The following is a 13,823-nucleotide window of genomic DNA, read 5'->3' as shown; positions in this document are numbered from 1 at the left end:
CGTAGAGTCTTCTCACTGTGTTTGCATGGGTCGCAACAGTTCGTGACCTGGGCCAGTAGCCGCAATTTGCTACAACCCGTTCGACGTCTCTTACTTTCCTGCAACCCAGCCCAGTACTCTTTCGCCTGTGATGCGAAAGAAACTGAAATCACTATCTAAAGATTCATAGGAAATAAGAAAATGGCTGAGCGTCAGAACGGTACCGTCAAGTGGTTCAATGACGAGAAAGGTTACGGCTTCATCACCCCAGAGAGCGGTCCGGATCTGTTCGTTCACTTCCGTGCCATCCAAGGCAACGGCTTCAAGAGCCTGAAAGAAGGCCAGAAAGTCACCTTCGTTGCAGTGCAGGGCCAGAAAGGCATGCAGGCTGACGAAGTACAAGCAGAAGGCTGATTTCTGTGAAAAAGCCCCTGCGTTGACGCGCAGGGGCTTTTTTGTGCCTGCAATTTCATAGAATGAGGACTTTCCACCCGGAGCCCTCCTGCATGTCCAAGCGTTCTCTCACCCCCCAGGGCGATTTCCCGCCCGCAGGCCTGGGGCGCCGTCTGGCGGCAATGTTCTATGACTTCCTCCTGTGCACCGCCCTGCTGATCGTCACGGCAGGTCTCTACAAGTTGGTGCAGATGTCGATCATCGGCGAGGCTCGCATGCGTGAGCTGACCGACGCCGGCGCGCTCGATGGCGATCCGCTGTTGTCCACCGTCCTGTTGTTTGCCCTGTTCGGCTTCTTTGCCAAGTTCTGGACCCACGGCGGCCAGACCCTGGGCATGCAGGTGTGGGGCGTGCGTGTACAGAATGCCGACGGCAGCGCGATCAGTTTGTGGCAGGCGCTGTTGCGCTTCGTGGTGTCTATTGCTTCGTGGTTGTGCCTGGGGCTGGGGTTCATCTGGTCGTTGATCGACAAGCGCAAGCGCAGCTGGCATGACATCTACTCGGAAACCCAGTTGGTGCGGATTCCGAAGCAGAAGAAATGACCCTGGGCTGCGATAAAGCCAACTTCGAGCCACAAAAAAGCCGACCCTGGGGTCGGCTTTCTCATTCACGCCTGGCTCATCACCCTGCCCGACGCAACAACCACACACCGGCCAGTGCGCAGATCCCGGCTGGAATCACCACCGCCAACAGCGGCGGGAAGCCGAACACCTGGCTTGACGGCCCCAGCAGGTCCTGGGCGATGCGGAACACGAAGCCCACCAGCACGCCGGTAAACACGCGCTGACCCAGGGTCACCGAGCGCAGCGGACCGAAGATGAAGGAAATCGCCATCAGGACCAGTGCAGCGGTCACCGCGGGTTGCAGGATCTTGGTCCAGAACGCCAGCCAGTAACGGGCGTTGTTCAGGCCCTGGTCGGCCAGGTAGTGGATGTATTCCCACAACCCGGTGATCGACAACGACTCGGGAGGCAGCACCACGGTATTGAGCAATTCCGGCGTCACCGACACGTCCCAGATTTCTTCCGGTGCCTGCACCACTTCGGTGTGGTCGCCACGGAAGAACGTGGTGCTGACGTCGTGCAGCACCCAGCGCTGATCCTGGTACAGCGCGCGACGGGCGAAGCTGGAAGCGACGATCTTGCGTTGTTCGTCGAAACGGTAGCGGGTCACACCGAGCAGCAAGCCGTTGGGCTGTACCGAGTTGATGTGCACGAACTCTTCGCCCTGGCGGTGCCACATGCCGCGCTTGGAGCTTTGCGCCTCACCACCGCCCTGCGCCAGCGAGCGCTCGGCCTGGGCCTTGTTCTCGGTGACCGGTGCGACGTATTCGCCAATCAGCAGACCGACCAGCATCAGCACCAGCATCGGCTTCATCACCGCCCAGACGATACGACCGATGGACACGCCCGCAGCACGCATGATGGTCAGCTCGCTGCTGCTGGCCAGGCTGCCCAGGCCGATCAGGCAGCCGATCAGCGCAGCCATCGGCAGCATGTCATACAGCCGACGCGGCGCGGTGAGCAGCACGTAGCTGCCGGCGTCGAGCAGGGTATAGGTATCGCTCAAATCGCCCATCTCGTCGATGAAGGCGAACAGCGAGGCCAGGCCGAGGATGATCCCCAGCACGGCCAGGATGGCCAGCAGTACGCTCTGGCCGATATAGCGGTCGATCTTAACCATGGGCCACCCCCGCACGGCGCGCGGCCATCTTCAGGCGCAGCGGCTCCCAGTACATCAGCGCCAGGCCGATGAGCAGGAACAACGCGTGCACCCACCAGATGCCCAGGGAGATCGGCAACTTGCCCTTCTCGAGGGCGCCGCGAACGGAAATCAGCATCGTCAGGTAGGCCATGTACAGGAGGATCGCCGGCAGCAACTTGAGGAAGCGGCCCTGGCGCGGGTTGACCTTGGCCAGCGGCACGGCCAGCAGGGTCACGATGAATACCAGCAGCGGCAGCGACAGGCGCCATTGCAGTTCGGCGCGCTCACGCAGGCCGTCATGCCCGAACAGGTCGGTGGTCGGGATGGCTTCACGCTCGGTGACTTCCTCGCTGACCTCAGGCTTGGGCAGCAGCACACCGTAGGTGTCGTACTTGATCGCCCGATAGTCGGCCTGGCCGGGGTTGCCGTCGTAACGGTAACCGTTTTCCAGGATCAGGTAGCGGTTGCCATCAGGCTGCACCTCCTGATGGCCTTTTTCCGCCACCAGCACCGACGGTGCGCGGTCCTTGGTCTTGTCCTGGTTGAAGCGCTTCTCGGAAATGAACACCCCGCCCAGATTGACGCGGTCGTCGGACATCTGCTCGGTGTAGGTGACGCGCGTGCCGTCACGCAGGGTCTGGAAACGACCCGGCACGAGCGTATCGAACTCGGTCAGGGCATCCTGCTGGGCGATGATCTTCTGCACCTGGGCCACACCTTGGGGGGCCAGGCTCAAGCTCAGCCAGGCAACCACCAGCGCAACCAGCGCAGCCGGCGCCAGCGTCAGCGTCAGCAGACGCTGCTGACTCATGCCGGTGGCCGAGAGCACGGTCATCTCGCTTTCGAGATACAGGCGCCCGTAGGCCAGCAGGATACCGAGGAACAGGCCCAGCGGCAGGATCAGTTGCAGGAAGCCCGGCAGGCGGAAGCCCATGATCAGGAACAGCACGCCCGGGTCGAGCGCACCCTGGGCCGCCTGGGCCAGGTATTTGATGAAGCGCCCGCTCATGATGATCACCAACAGCACTGCGCTGACGGCGCTCAAGGTCACCAGGACCTCGCGGGACAGATAACGAAAGACGATCAAACCAGACACTCCTGGGTTGTCAGGGGCGGATTGCCAGACAATGACTGAGTAAAGCCAAGACCTATGCCGGTTCGCCTCAAGCGAACCTCCATGTAAAAGTGCGCGCATTATCCTGTGATTGGGCGCGCCTGTCACTTGGCGGCGCATGACAGCGGACGTCATGACCGTAAAAGTGCGACAAAGCCCCGCCATTGAAGCAGGCGCTGCCCTGCAAAAGCATAGACCGGGGTTGTCAGCAAGGCGGCGGCAGGCTCAAACTGGCCGCTTTTCAACTGGCACGCAAGCACGCGGCCAGGCCTGTCGCACTCACCCTGCGGCAGTGGCCAACAACAGAGATCATTCGGGGACCCTGACATGGAACTGGTTGTAAAGACCGTAGCCGCAGCATCCGTGAAAACCGCCACCCTGGTCGTGCCGGTCGGCGAAGGCCGCAAGCTTGGCACCGTGGCCAAGGCCGTTGATCAGGCGACCGATGGCGCCATCAGCGCCATCCTCAAGCGCGGCGACCTGGCCGGCAAGCCGGGCCAGACCCTGCTGCTGCAGAGCCTGCCGGGCCTCAAGGCCGAGCGCGTGCTGCTGGTTGGCAGCGGCAAGGATGAAGCCCTGGGCGATCGTGCCTGGCGCAAGCTGATCGCCAGCGTTGCCGGGGTGCTGCGCAACCTGGCAGGCGGTGACGCCGTGCTGGCCCTGGACGACATCGCCGTGGCCAACCGCGACGGTCATTACGGCAAATATCGCCTGCTGGCCGAAACCCTGCTCGACGGCAGCTACGTGTTCGACCGTTTCAAGAGCCAGAAGGCCGAACCGCGCGCCCTGAAGAAAGTCACCCTGCTCGCCGACAAAGCCGGCCAGGCTGACGTCGAGCGTGCGGTCAAGCATGCCACCGCCATCACCACCGGCATGAGCCTGACCCGCGACCTGGGCAACCTGCCGCCAAACGTCTGCCACCCGAGCTTCCTCGCCGAGCAGGCCAAGGAACTGGGCAAGGCGCACAAGGGCCTCAAGGTCGAAGTGCTCGACGAGAAGAAGATCAAGGACCTGGGCATGGGCGCGTTCTACGCCGTAGGCCAGGGCAGCGATCAGCCGCCACGCCTGATCGTCATGCAATACCAAGGTGCCAAGAAGACCGACAAGCCGTTCGTGCTGGTCGGCAAGGGCATCACCTTCGATACCGGCGGCATCAGCCTCAAACCCGGTGCCGGCATGGATGAAATGAAGTACGACATGGGCGGCGCCGCCAGCGTGTTCGGCACCCTGCGTGCAGTGCTCGAGCTGCAGTTGCCGATCAACCTGGTGTGCCTGCTGGCCTGCGCCGAGAACATGCCCAGCGGCGGCGCAACCCGCCCGGGCGACATCGTCACCACCATGAGCGGGCAGACCGTCGAGATCCTCAACACCGACGCCGAAGGCCGCCTGGTGCTGTGCGACACGCTGACCTATGCCGAGCGCTTCAAACCGCAGGCGGTGATCGACATCGCCACCCTCACCGGCGCCTGCATCGTCGCCCTGGGCAGCCACACTTCGGGCCTGATGGGCAACAGCGACGACCTGGTCGGCCAGTTGCTCGACGCTGGCAAGCGTGCCGACGACCGCGCCTGGCAACTGCCGCTGTTCGACGAGTACCAGGAACAACTGGACAGCCCGTTCGCCGACATCGCCAACATCGGCGGCCCTAAAGCCGGCACCATCACCGCGGGCTGCTTCCTGTCGCGCTTCACCAAGAACTACAGCTGGGCCCACCTGGACATCGCCGGTACCGCATGGGTCAGCGGTGGCAAGGACAAGGGTGCCACCGGCCGTCCTGTTCCGCTGCTGACCCAGTACCTGCTGGATCGCGCGGGCGTCTGATGGCGTAAGACCATGGCGGCCCTGTCGCGGGCAATCCCGCTCCCACAGATCAGCACTGCATCGAACCTGTGGGAGCGGGCTCGCCCCTCGACAGGGCCGTCACGGCCCCTCCACCTCCAAGCTCAACGTACCTGACCATGAGCAAAGTCGATTTCTACATCCTGCCCACCGACTCGCTGTCGGCGCGGCTGGATTTCGCCTGCAAGCTGTGCGAAAAGGCCTGGCGCCTCGGCCACCGGGTCTACCTGCATTGCCAGGACGACGAACAGCGAAACGCCCTGGATGAACGCCTGTGGCACTTCAAGGGCGAGGCTTTCGTGCCCCATGACCTGGCCGAGCAACACGCCGATGCCAGGGTCGCATTGGGTCTGGGCGACACTGCTGGCGAGCACCGCGACCTGCTGATCAACCTGGGCGGTGATGTGCCAGGGTTCGTCGGCCAGTTCGAGCGGGTCGCAGAGATCGTTGTCGAGGAGGCGTCCATTCGCCAGTTGGCCCGCGAGCGATTCCGTTTCTACCGCGAACAGGGCTATGCTCTGCAAGACCACCGCTTACAGCGACTTTGACGACGATGGACAAACCCTCCTCACTGACACAATCCGCCCACCTGCTCGACGATCTCGAGTCGATCCGCCAGTTGCTTGGCGACGCCGACCTGCAGCCGCCGCTGCTGACCGAAACGGTCGAGCAGATTCCCCTGCTGCTCGATGAGCCGGCCGGCAACGCGACAACCGCCGTCGAACCTGCCCAGGCCAGCGCGCCGGAAGAAGATGCCCAGACTCGCCGCCAGGACACCCTGCTGCACCTGGACACCGAACTGCGCGCTGCGGCGCAATCGATCATGCAGGATGTGATCAACGACTTCGTTCCGCACATCGAGACCGAGGTCAAGCGTCGCCTCGAAGCGCGGATGGAACGGTTGATCAAGCGTTCCGAGTAAACACGAACATTCACGGTGCGGCCTTCGCGGGTAAATCGCAGCGGCGAACCGCCGCTCCCACAGGCACGGCGCCGCTCGCGGGGCAGTGGAAAACCTGTGGGAGCGGGTTTACCCGCGAAGGCCGCACCTCGTCCGCAAGGCATGCACAACGCTCGCAGCTTGTCGCCTGAAACTCCCGGCTCCGTTATACTCTTCGGCTTTTCCGTATTTATGCCTAAGGGTCCCGCCGCGCATGGATAAGACCTACCAGCCGCACGCCATCGAAACTTCCTGGTACAACACCTGGGAGTCCGAGAACTATTTCGCCCCGCAAGGTGCAGGCGAGTCCTACACCATCATGATCCCACCGCCGAACGTGACCGGCAGCCTGCACATGGGTCATGGGTTCAACAACGCGATCATGGACGCCCTGATCCGCTTCCGCCGCATGCAGGGGCGCGACACCCTGTGGCAGCCGGGCACCGACCACGCCGGCATCGCCACGCAGATGCTGGTGGAGCGCCAGCTCGAGGCGAAAGGCCAGAACCGCCACGACCTGGGCCGCGAAAAGTTCCTGGAGAAGGTCTGGGAGTGGAAGGATCAGTCCGGTGGCAACATCAGCCGCCAGATCCGTCGCCTGGGTTCGTCGGTCGACTGGAGCCGCGAACGCTTCACCATGGATGACGGCCTGTCCGAAGCCGTCAAGGAAGCCTTCGTGCGCCTGCATGAGGACGGCCTGATCTACCGCGGCAAGCGTCTGGTCAACTGGGACACCAAGCTGCACACCGCGATTTCCGACCTCGAAGTGGAAAACCACGACGAGAAAGGCCACCTGTGGAACCTGCGCTACCCGCTGGCCGATGGCGCCACCACGGCCGAAGGCAAGGACCACCTGGTCGTCGCCACCACCCGCCCGGAAACCCTGCTCGGTGACGTCGCCGTTGCCGTCAACCCGACCGACGAGCGCTACCAGGCGCTGATCGGCAAGTTCGTCGAGCTGCCGCTGGTCGGACGCCGCATCCCGATCATCGCCGACGACTACTGCGATCCCGAGTTCGGTACCGGCTGCGTGAAAATCACCCCGGCCCACGACTTCAACGACTATGAAGTCGGCAAGCGCCACAACCTGCCGCTGCTGAACATCTTCGACAAGAACGCCACCGTGCTCGCCGCGGTCCAGGCCTTCAACCTCGATGGCAGCGTCAACGAAAACCTCGACACCTCGCTGCCTGCGCAGTACGCCGGCCTCGACCGCTTCGTGGCGCGCAAGCAAATGGTTGCCGACCTGGATGCGCAGGGGCTGCTGGTCAGCGTCGATGACCACGCCCTGAAAGTGCCGAAAGGCGACCGCTCGGGTACCGTCATCGAGCCGTGGCTGACCGACCAGTGGTACGTCTCCACCAAGCCGCTGGCCGAGCCAGCCATCGCCGCCGTGGAAGACGGTCGCATCCAGTTCGTGCCGAAACAGTACGAGAACATGTACTTCTCCTGGATGCGCGACATCCAGGACTGGTGCATCAGCCGCCAGCTGTGGTGGGGCCACCGCATCCCGGCGTGGTACGACGAGGCCGGCCAGGTCTATGTCGGCCGCAACGAGGAAGAAGTGCGGACCAAGCACGGCCTGGGCAGCGATGTGGTCCTGCGCCAGGACGACGACGTGCTCGACACCTGGTTCAGCTCGGGCCTGTGGACCTTCTCCACGCTCGGCTGGCCGGAGCAGACCGAGTTCCTGAAGAAATTCCACTCCACCGACGTACTGGTCACGGGCTTCGACATCATCTTCTTCTGGGTCGCCCGGATGATCATGCTGACCATGCACCTGATCAAGAACGAGGATGGCACCCCGCAGGTCCCGTTCAAGACCGTGTACGTGCATGGCCTGGTGCGCGATGGCCAAGGCCAGAAGATGTCCAAGTCCAAGGGCAACGTGCTCGACCCGCTGGACATCGTCGACGGCATCACGCTCGAAGCGCTGCTGGAAAAACGTACCAGCGGCCTGATGCAGCCCAAGCTCGCCGAGAAGATCGCCAAGCAGACCAAGGCCGAATTCCCCGAGGGTATCGCCAGCTACGGCACCGATGCCCTGCGCTTCACCTTCTGCTCGCTGGCCTCCACCGGCCGTGACATCAAGTTCGACATGGGCCGCGTCGAAGGCTACCGCAACTTCTGCAACAAGATCTGGAACGCTGCTCGCTACGTGCTGGACAAAGGCGAGGACTGCGGCCAGAACGGCGAGGCCTACGAGCTGTCGCTGGCCGATCGCTGGATCATCTCGCAACTGCAACGCACCGAAGCGGAAGTGACCCGCCAGCTCGAGCAGTTCCGCTTCGACCTGGCCAGCCAGGCGCTGTACGAGTTCGTCTGGAACCAGTACTGCGACTGGTACCTGGAGCTGTCCAAGCCGGTACTGTGGGATGAGAATGCGCCCATCGAGCGCGCCCGCGGTACTCGCCGTACCCTGGTCCGCGTGCTGGAAGTGGTACTGCGCCTGGCGCATCCGTTCATGCCGTTCATCACCGAAGAAATCTGGCAGCGCATCGCGCCGCTGGCGGGCGTCCAGGGCAAGACCATCATGCTGCAGCCTTGGCCGGTGGCCAATGAGAGCCGCATCGATGCCGTCGCCGAAGGCGACATCGAATGGCTCAAGGAGCTGATGGTCGGCCTGCGCAACATCCGCGCCGAGATGAACATCGGCCCGGGCAAGCCCCTGCCGCTGTTCCTGAAGAACGCCAATGCCGACGACCAGCGTCGCCTGCAGGAAAACGAAGCGCTGCTCAAGAAGCTGGCCAAGGTCGAGACCTTCACCGTACTCGGCGAGCAGGACGAAGCGCCGCTGTCGGCCACCGCACTGGTAGGCGATCTGCAGGTACTGGTACCGATGGCCGGCCTGATCGACAAGGACGCCGAGCTTGCACGCCTGAACAAGGAAATCCAGCGCCTGCAGGGTGAGGTCCAGCGTGTCGGCGGCAAGCTGTCCAACGCCGCCTTCGTCGACAAGGCACCGCCTGCGGTGATCGAGAAGGAACGCGCCAAGCTGGCCGAGTCCGAACAGGCCCTGGCCAACTTCACCGAGCAGCATGCGCGGATTGCAGCGCTGTAACCTGACATTGCTGAACTGACCGGCGAGGGCTTCGCCCTCGTTCGCGGCCAAGGCCGCTCCCACAGGAATGGGCTGCCCTCAAGGAGCCCACTATCCTGAGGGAGCGGCCTTGGCCGCAAATGGGCCGCCGTGCGGCCTTTGGCCAGTGCAAGCGACACCGGACACGAGCATGACCCAGAACAAACCCACCCTGCATCCGCGCAATCGCCACCAGGGCCGCTACGACTTCCCCAGCCTGATCAAGGCCCATCCTGATCTGGCCCGGTTCACCATCACCAACCCCCACGGCAAACCCAGCATCGACTTCGCCAACCCCGAGGCCGTGCGCGTGTTCAACCGTGCCTTGCTAAAGGCCCAGTACGGCATCCAGCACTGGGACATCCCCGCGGACTACCTGTGCCCGCCGATCCCAGGACGCGCCGACTACATCCACGTGCTCGCCGACCTGCTGGCCGAAGACAACGGCGGGCAGGTCCCACGCGGCGCCCAGGTGCGCGCGCTGGACGTCGGCGTCGGCGCCAACTGCATCTACCCGCTGCTCGGCCATAGCGACTACCGCTGGCGCTTTCTCGGCTCGGATATCGACGCCACGGCGCTGGCCTCGGCCAAGGCGATCGTCCAGGCCAATGGCCTGAACAAGGCCATCACCCTGCGCCAGCAGGCCAACCGCAAGCACATCCTCAGCGGTCTGCTGCAGGACGACGAGCGCTTCGACCTGACCCTGTGCAACCCGCCCTTCCACGGCTCGCGCGAGGAGGCCACCCGTGGCAGCCAGCGCAAATGGAAGAATCTGGGCAAGCAGGATCCCACCCGCAAGTTGCCAGTGCTGAACTTCGGCGGGCAGAACAACGAGCTGTGGTGCGAGGGGGGCGAGATCCGCTTCGTCACCCAACTGGTGAACGAAAGTGCGCAGTATGGCGAGCGGGTGCTGTGGTTCACCAGCCTGGTGTCCAAGGTCAGCAACCTGCCGGGGATCGAAGCGGCGCTCAAGAAAGCGGGCGTGAAAGCCCAGCGCGTCGTAGAGATGGGCCAGGGCCAGAAACAGAGCCGCATGGTGGCCTGGAGCTTCCAGGACGACGCCATGCGCAGCGCCTGGCATGCCGCGCGAGGCAAGGCGCAGGCGTGAAAAAACCGCGCCCGGACAAGCCGGGCGCGGTTTCAATGAAGCATCGACAATTACTTGTTGATGGCGTCGTTCAGGACCTTGGCTGGTACGAATTTGACGACTTTCTTGGCAGCGATTTCGATGGCAGCGCCAGTCGAAGGGTTACGGCCAGTGCGGGCAGGACGCTCGGAGACTTTCAGCTTGCCGATGCCTGGCAGGGTGATTTCAGCGCCGTTTTCCAGTTGGTCAGCGACGATCTGGCCCAGTTGCTCCAGAGCGTTGCGCGCGGTGGTTTTCGGCGCGTCGATGGCTTCGGCGATGTCGGCAATCAGTTGGTCTTTGGTCAATGCCATGGTGGTGTTCCTTCCCTATCAAATCAGAGGTATGCAGCGTGCTTCATCGTTATCGGGCCTGCACGGAAGGTCCGGCGAGCCTCGCCAATCGCGTATGTAGATACGAAAATCAGCGTTTGGTTCGACACGACGCAAGCGAGCTGCCAGCAATGCGCCACCCCAAGGGGCGCAAGACGGCGCAAAGCTAACACAGGAACCAGGAAATATCCGCTGTCGACCGTGATTTTATTGAGGTTTTTCGGGGGTTTGCCCGAAAAGCGCAGATTTTTGAACAAAAAACGAACAACTGTCATTTCCGCCAACATCTGGCCACTGCATCACCCCTGCCCTGCGGTAAACTGAGCCACTTTGCAGCGCGGTATCGCACCGCCCATCCTTTCAGAGAATTCCATGCCAATCCGTCATTGCATCGTTCACCTGATCGACAAGAAGCCCGACGGCAGCCCCGCCGTGCTCCATGCGCGAGACACCGAACTGGCGGCGTCGGACGCCATCGAGAACCTCCTGGCCGACCTCAACGACAGCTATAACGCCAAACAGGGCAAGGCCTGGGGCTTCTTCCACGGAGAGTCCGGCGCCTACCCGCTCAGTGGCTGGCTCAAGCAGTATCAGGAAGAGGAAAAGGACTTCACCACCTTCAGCCGCATCGCAGTCGAGCACCTGCAGAAGCTGATGGAAGAGTCGAACCTGTCCACAGGCGGTCATGTGCTGTTCGCCCATTATCAGCAAGGCATGACCGAGTACCTGGTCATCGCCCTGCTGCACCACAGCGAAGGTGTGGCGGTGAACGCCGAACTCGACGTCACCCCGTCGCGCCACCTGGACTTGGGGCAACTGCACCTGGCCGCTCGAATCAACCTGTCCGAGTGGAAGAACAATCAGCACTCGAAGCAGTACATTTCCTTCATCAAGGGTAAGAACGGCAAGAAGGTGTCGGACTACTTCCGCGATTTCATCGGCTGTCAGGAAGGTGTCGATGGCCCTGGTGAAACCCGAACCCTGCTCAAGGCGTTCAGCGACTTCGTCGAAAGCGAGGATCTGCCCGAGGAAGCGGCGCGCGAGAAGACCCAGACCCTGGTTGACTATGCCACCAGCCAGACCAAGCAGGGCGAGCCGATCACCCTGGAGGAACTGTCGAGCCTGATCGACGAAGACCGCCCCAAGGCGTTCTTCGACCACATCCGCAACAAGGACTACGGCCTGTCGCCGGAAATTCCTGCGGACAAACGCACCCTGAACCAGTTCCGCCGTTTCACTGGACGTGCCGAGGGTCTGTCGATCAGCTTCGAGGCCCACCTGCTGGGCTCGAAAATCGAGTATGACGAAGAAGCCGGAACCCTGGTGATCAAGGGCCTTCCGACACAACTGATCGATCAGCTCAAGCGCCGCAAGGACTGAGTTCGACCGTCGCCCCACCCTGCGCGAAGGAGGCGACCAGCGCCTCCTTCGCCGATTTGCGCAGCTTTTTCACCAGCCGCTCCTGACGCAGGGCTTCGCCTTTGTCCGGCCACTGCTCGACATAGACCAATGCCTGCGCCGGGCTGGTCTTGAAATATCGCGCGCCCTGCCCTTTCTGATGCTTCTGGAAGCGTCGCTGCGGATCGTCACTGATGCCGCAATACAGCGAGCCATTGGCCGCCCGCACGAGGTACACGTACCAGGGCTTGGCCTCCCGTTCGGGAATATCTTCACTCGCCACAGGGATCCTGAGTGTCATTAGTTTGGAGAGCCCATCCATATCAAGGGCTCTACCATGTTGAAAAAATGTTCCCGGCTGCTAGCCACAGCTGCGCTGCTAACGCCATTCCTGGCCCAGGCGTCGCTCGGCGAGCGAACCGCTGCGCAGATGCAGGAAAACTATGATGCTGCACCGGTTGACTGTGGGGGTTCGGCCATTCCGGCCCACGGTTGTTCGGGCGTACTGATCCGCGCGACCAAACCATCCCCCAAGTATCACACCTGGCATCATAGCCCGAACAACAAGGAAAAAGGCGGCGTCTCGTTCTCCTACCTGCGCACCGACCTGCCGATCACAAGCCTGGCTGCCGACGCCCGCAGCGGCTTTACCCTGTACCCGCGCATGCAGCGCCCGGCAGGGTCGATCAGCTATCAGGTGCTGTGCGCCTGGCCAACCGATGGCGATACCTGGACTCGCGAACAACAAGGCTGTGGCAACAACAGCCAAACCACCTCGACCGAGCGCCTGTGCCATGAGCAAGGCATCACGACCGCGCAGGCCTGGATCGACGAGTTCCGCCGCTCCGGGGACTACAAGCGCCAATGCGCATTCGATGTCCGTGACGTCCGCAAGAGCGAGCGGGCCGACGCCTTCTACCAGAGCCTGACGGCACAGCGAATGTTCGCCTCCGAACTACCATTCCCTTGGAATGAAGTCATCGTTCAAGCCTGGGAAGAGGACCAATCCCACAGACTGCCGATCCAGTCGTTCTTCCACATCGAAGGCATGTGGGGGGCGCTCGAGCAAGCACAGGCGGACCAGAAGGACTGGTACGAGACCTACGGCGCCTACATCCCGATCATCCGCATCCGCATGCCGCAGCAGGCCCATGACAAGGCCACGTTCAGCTATCACAGTAACGAACAGGCGGTTCCCACGTCCTGAAAAGGCGATCAGCGCGCCTGGAATGCCCGCAGGCCCTTGGTGGCCTGCTGGCGGACCTTGTTTCTTACCAGAGGGCTCCACCCCAGTAACAGGCCGGGCGTACCAAGGGCTTGGCGCGACCAACGCCACAGGTCGAAACTGTCGTCATGCTGACAGATCAAACCGTCACGGAACACGAAACGAGCCTGGATATCATTGACCACGGTACGGCCGGTCTGGTTGAACAGGTAAGTGGCGACCCAATGGGCACTACCACCCTGTGCATCCGCGTGCACGCTATCGAAGGTCAGGGAGAAGTCCTTGGCGCGGGTGGTCAGCATCCGCCACATGTCACCCACGTCCTGGCCGCGCAAGGTACCGAAGGCCGGATCGCTGAAAACGATGTCATCGCTGTAGCAGGCCACCATGGCCTCGGCGTCCAGGCGCTGGAAGGCCTGATAAAAACGGGTGATCAGGGCGCTGTTGGCGTCACTCATGGGGCAGGTCCGTCCAGTGAATCGAAAGCTGCACGATAATCCGCGCCCCGCCTTCGCGCCATGGTCATTTGCGCCATGAATGCATCCAGCGTCGCACCGGTTTCACACCCGCTCGCTGACGACCTGCACATGCAGCGCCCGCCCGGCCCCCAGACCGAAGACGATCGCCCCCAGCC

15 protein-coding genes are annotated in these 13,823 nt (G+C 62.6%); 9 read left to right on the top strand and 6 right to left on the bottom strand.

What is annotated here, in order from left to right:
* Positions 1 to 180 precede the first annotated feature (180 nt).
* Together IAE40_RS22940 and IAE40_RS22935 are read left to right on the top strand one after the other, a co-directional pair.
* Complete coding sequence (locus tag IAE40_RS22940; RefSeq protein WP_046854299.1) at positions 181 to 393, top strand: cold-shock protein; 213 nt, start codon at positions 181 to 183, stop codon at positions 391 to 393.
* Positions 394 to 485: 92 nt separating this feature from the next.
* A complete protein-coding gene (locus IAE40_RS22935) occupies positions 486 to 974 on the top strand; it encodes an RDD family protein (RefSeq protein WP_153772658.1) in 489 nt (162 codons plus the stop codon).
* A 79-nt stretch (positions 975 to 1,053) separates the two neighbouring features.
* Here the strand turns inward: IAE40_RS22935 and lptG are convergent, their stop codons facing one another.
* Positions 1,054 to 2,115 carry an LPS export ABC transporter permease LptG gene (gene lptG, locus IAE40_RS22930; protein WP_054895506.1) on the bottom strand — a complete coding sequence of 354 codons (1,062 nt, stop codon included), beginning with the start codon at positions 2,113 to 2,115 and terminating at the stop codon, positions 1,054 to 1,056.
* A complete protein-coding gene (gene lptF / locus IAE40_RS22925; protein ID WP_153772659.1) occupies positions 2,108 to 3,223 on the bottom strand; it encodes an LPS export ABC transporter permease LptF in 1,116 nt (371 codons plus the stop codon). The genes lptG and lptF overlap by 8 nt, the downstream gene beginning before the upstream one ends.
* Before the next feature lie 354 nt (positions 3,224 to 3,577).
* Between lptF and IAE40_RS22920 the strand changes: the two genes are divergently transcribed.
* From IAE40_RS22920 to rlmF, 5 genes are all read left to right on the top strand, one after another.
* Positions 3,578 to 5,071 carry a leucyl aminopeptidase gene (locus IAE40_RS22920; protein WP_197892182.1) on the top strand — a complete coding sequence of 498 codons (1,494 nt, stop codon included), beginning with the start codon at positions 3,578 to 3,580 and terminating at the stop codon, positions 5,069 to 5,071.
* A gap of 137 nt (positions 5,072 to 5,208) precedes the next feature.
* Positions 5,209 to 5,637 carry a DNA polymerase III subunit chi gene (locus tag IAE40_RS22915; RefSeq protein ID WP_054895503.1) on the top strand — a complete coding sequence of 143 codons (429 nt, stop codon included), beginning with the start codon at positions 5,209 to 5,211 and terminating at the stop codon, positions 5,635 to 5,637.
* A gap of 5 nt (positions 5,638 to 5,642) precedes the next feature.
* Entirely contained in the window at positions 5,643 to 6,011 is a 369-nt protein-coding gene (locus tag IAE40_RS22910; RefSeq protein WP_065863236.1) for a DNA polymerase III subunit chi, read from the top strand.
* A gap of 232 nt (positions 6,012 to 6,243) precedes the next feature.
* Positions 6,244 to 9,090, top strand: coding sequence for a valine--tRNA ligase (locus IAE40_RS22905; RefSeq protein ID WP_200603921.1), 2,847 nt, complete (start codon positions 6,244 to 6,246; stop codon positions 9,088 to 9,090).
* Positions 9,091 to 9,259: 169 nt separating this feature from the next.
* Positions 9,260 to 10,216 (top strand): 23S rRNA (adenine(1618)-N(6))-methyltransferase RlmF, encoded by a 957-nt coding sequence (rlmF, locus tag IAE40_RS22900; protein ID WP_063543193.1) that lies wholly within the window; start codon positions 9,260 to 9,262, stop codon positions 10,214 to 10,216.
* Between the two features lie 50 nt (positions 10,217 to 10,266).
* Here rlmF and IAE40_RS22895 read toward each other — a convergent pair whose 3' ends face one another.
* On the bottom strand, positions 10,267 to 10,548 hold the full coding sequence (locus IAE40_RS22895) for an HU family DNA-binding protein (protein ID WP_054894359.1): 282 nt from the start codon (positions 10,546 to 10,548) through the stop codon (positions 10,267 to 10,269).
* A 23-nt stretch (positions 10,549 to 10,571) separates the two neighbouring features.
* Positions 10,572 to 10,853: a hypothetical protein gene (locus IAE40_RS22890; RefSeq protein WP_151925722.1), complete on the bottom strand. Its 282-nt coding sequence runs from the start codon at positions 10,851 to 10,853 to the stop codon at positions 10,572 to 10,574.
* An 85-nt stretch (positions 10,854 to 10,938) separates the two neighbouring features.
* Here IAE40_RS22890 and yejK point away from each other — a divergent pair, with 85 nt between their 5' ends.
* Positions 10,939 to 11,946, top strand: coding sequence for a nucleoid-associated protein YejK (gene yejK / locus IAE40_RS22885; RefSeq protein WP_063543191.1), 1,008 nt, complete (start codon positions 10,939 to 10,941; stop codon positions 11,944 to 11,946).
* Here yejK and IAE40_RS22880 read toward each other — a convergent pair.
* Positions 11,927 to 12,265 (bottom strand): GIY-YIG nuclease family protein, encoded by a 339-nt coding sequence (locus tag IAE40_RS22880; RefSeq protein WP_054894361.1) that lies wholly within the window; start codon positions 12,263 to 12,265, stop codon positions 11,927 to 11,929. The two genes, yejK and IAE40_RS22880, sit on opposite strands and share 20 nt — an antisense overlap.
* Positions 12,266 to 12,301: 36 nt before the next feature.
* On the opposite strand from IAE40_RS22880, the gene IAE40_RS22875 reads away from it, so the two are divergent.
* Positions 12,302 to 13,171: a hypothetical protein gene (locus IAE40_RS22875; RefSeq protein WP_200603920.1), complete on the top strand. Its 870-nt coding sequence runs from the start codon at positions 12,302 to 12,304 to the stop codon at positions 13,169 to 13,171.
* An 8-nt stretch (positions 13,172 to 13,179) separates the two neighbouring features.
* Here the strand turns inward: IAE40_RS22875 and IAE40_RS22870 are convergent, their stop codons facing one another.
* Positions 13,180 to 13,647: a nuclear transport factor 2 family protein gene (locus IAE40_RS22870; protein WP_200603919.1), complete on the bottom strand. Its 468-nt coding sequence runs from the start codon at positions 13,645 to 13,647 to the stop codon at positions 13,180 to 13,182.
* Positions 13,648 to 13,823 lie beyond the last annotated feature (176 nt).

The organism is Pseudomonas sp. S44, assembly GCF_016624805.1.
Lineage (GTDB): Bacteria > Pseudomonadota > Gammaproteobacteria > Pseudomonadales > Pseudomonadaceae > Aquipseudomonas > Aquipseudomonas machongensis.
Note: the sequence above shows the minus strand (reverse complement) of the source record. Positions and strands in the feature narration are given on the sequence as shown.

Coding starts and splice junctions, on each gene's coding strand:
- IAE40_RS22940 (WP_046854299.1), top strand. CDS start 181: ATGGCTGAGCGTCAGAACGGTACCGTCAAGTGGTTCAATGACGAGAAA.
- IAE40_RS22935 (WP_153772658.1), top strand. CDS start 486: ATGTCCAAGCGTTCTCTCACCCCCCAGGGCGATTTCCCGCCCGCAGGC.
- lptG (WP_054895506.1), bottom strand. CDS start 2,115: ATGGTTAAGATCGACCGCTATATCGGCCAGAGCGTACTGCTGGCCATC.
- IAE40_RS22920 (WP_197892182.1), top strand. CDS start 3,578: ATGGAACTGGTTGTAAAGACCGTAGCCGCAGCATCCGTGAAAACCGCC.
- IAE40_RS22915 (WP_054895503.1), top strand. CDS start 5,209: ATGAGCAAAGTCGATTTCTACATCCTGCCCACCGACTCGCTGTCGGCG.
- IAE40_RS22910 (WP_065863236.1), top strand. CDS start 5,643: ATGGACAAACCCTCCTCACTGACACAATCCGCCCACCTGCTCGACGAT.
- IAE40_RS22905 (WP_200603921.1), top strand. CDS start 6,244: ATGGATAAGACCTACCAGCCGCACGCCATCGAAACTTCCTGGTACAAC.
- rlmF (WP_063543193.1), top strand. CDS start 9,260: ATGACCCAGAACAAACCCACCCTGCATCCGCGCAATCGCCACCAGGGC.
- IAE40_RS22895 (WP_054894359.1), bottom strand. CDS start 10,548: ATGGCATTGACCAAAGACCAACTGATTGCCGACATCGCCGAAGCCATC.
- IAE40_RS22890 (WP_151925722.1), bottom strand. CDS start 10,853: ATGTTGGCGGAAATGACAGTTGTTCGTTTTTTGTTCAAAAATCTGCGC.
- yejK (WP_063543191.1), top strand. CDS start 10,939: ATGCCAATCCGTCATTGCATCGTTCACCTGATCGACAAGAAGCCCGAC.
- IAE40_RS22880 (WP_054894361.1), bottom strand. CDS start 12,265: ATGACACTCAGGATCCCTGTGGCGAGTGAAGATATTCCCGAACGGGAG.
- IAE40_RS22875 (WP_200603920.1), top strand. CDS start 12,302: ATGTTGAAAAAATGTTCCCGGCTGCTAGCCACAGCTGCGCTGCTAACG.
- IAE40_RS22870 (WP_200603919.1), bottom strand. CDS start 13,647: ATGAGTGACGCCAACAGCGCCCTGATCACCCGTTTTTATCAGGCCTTC.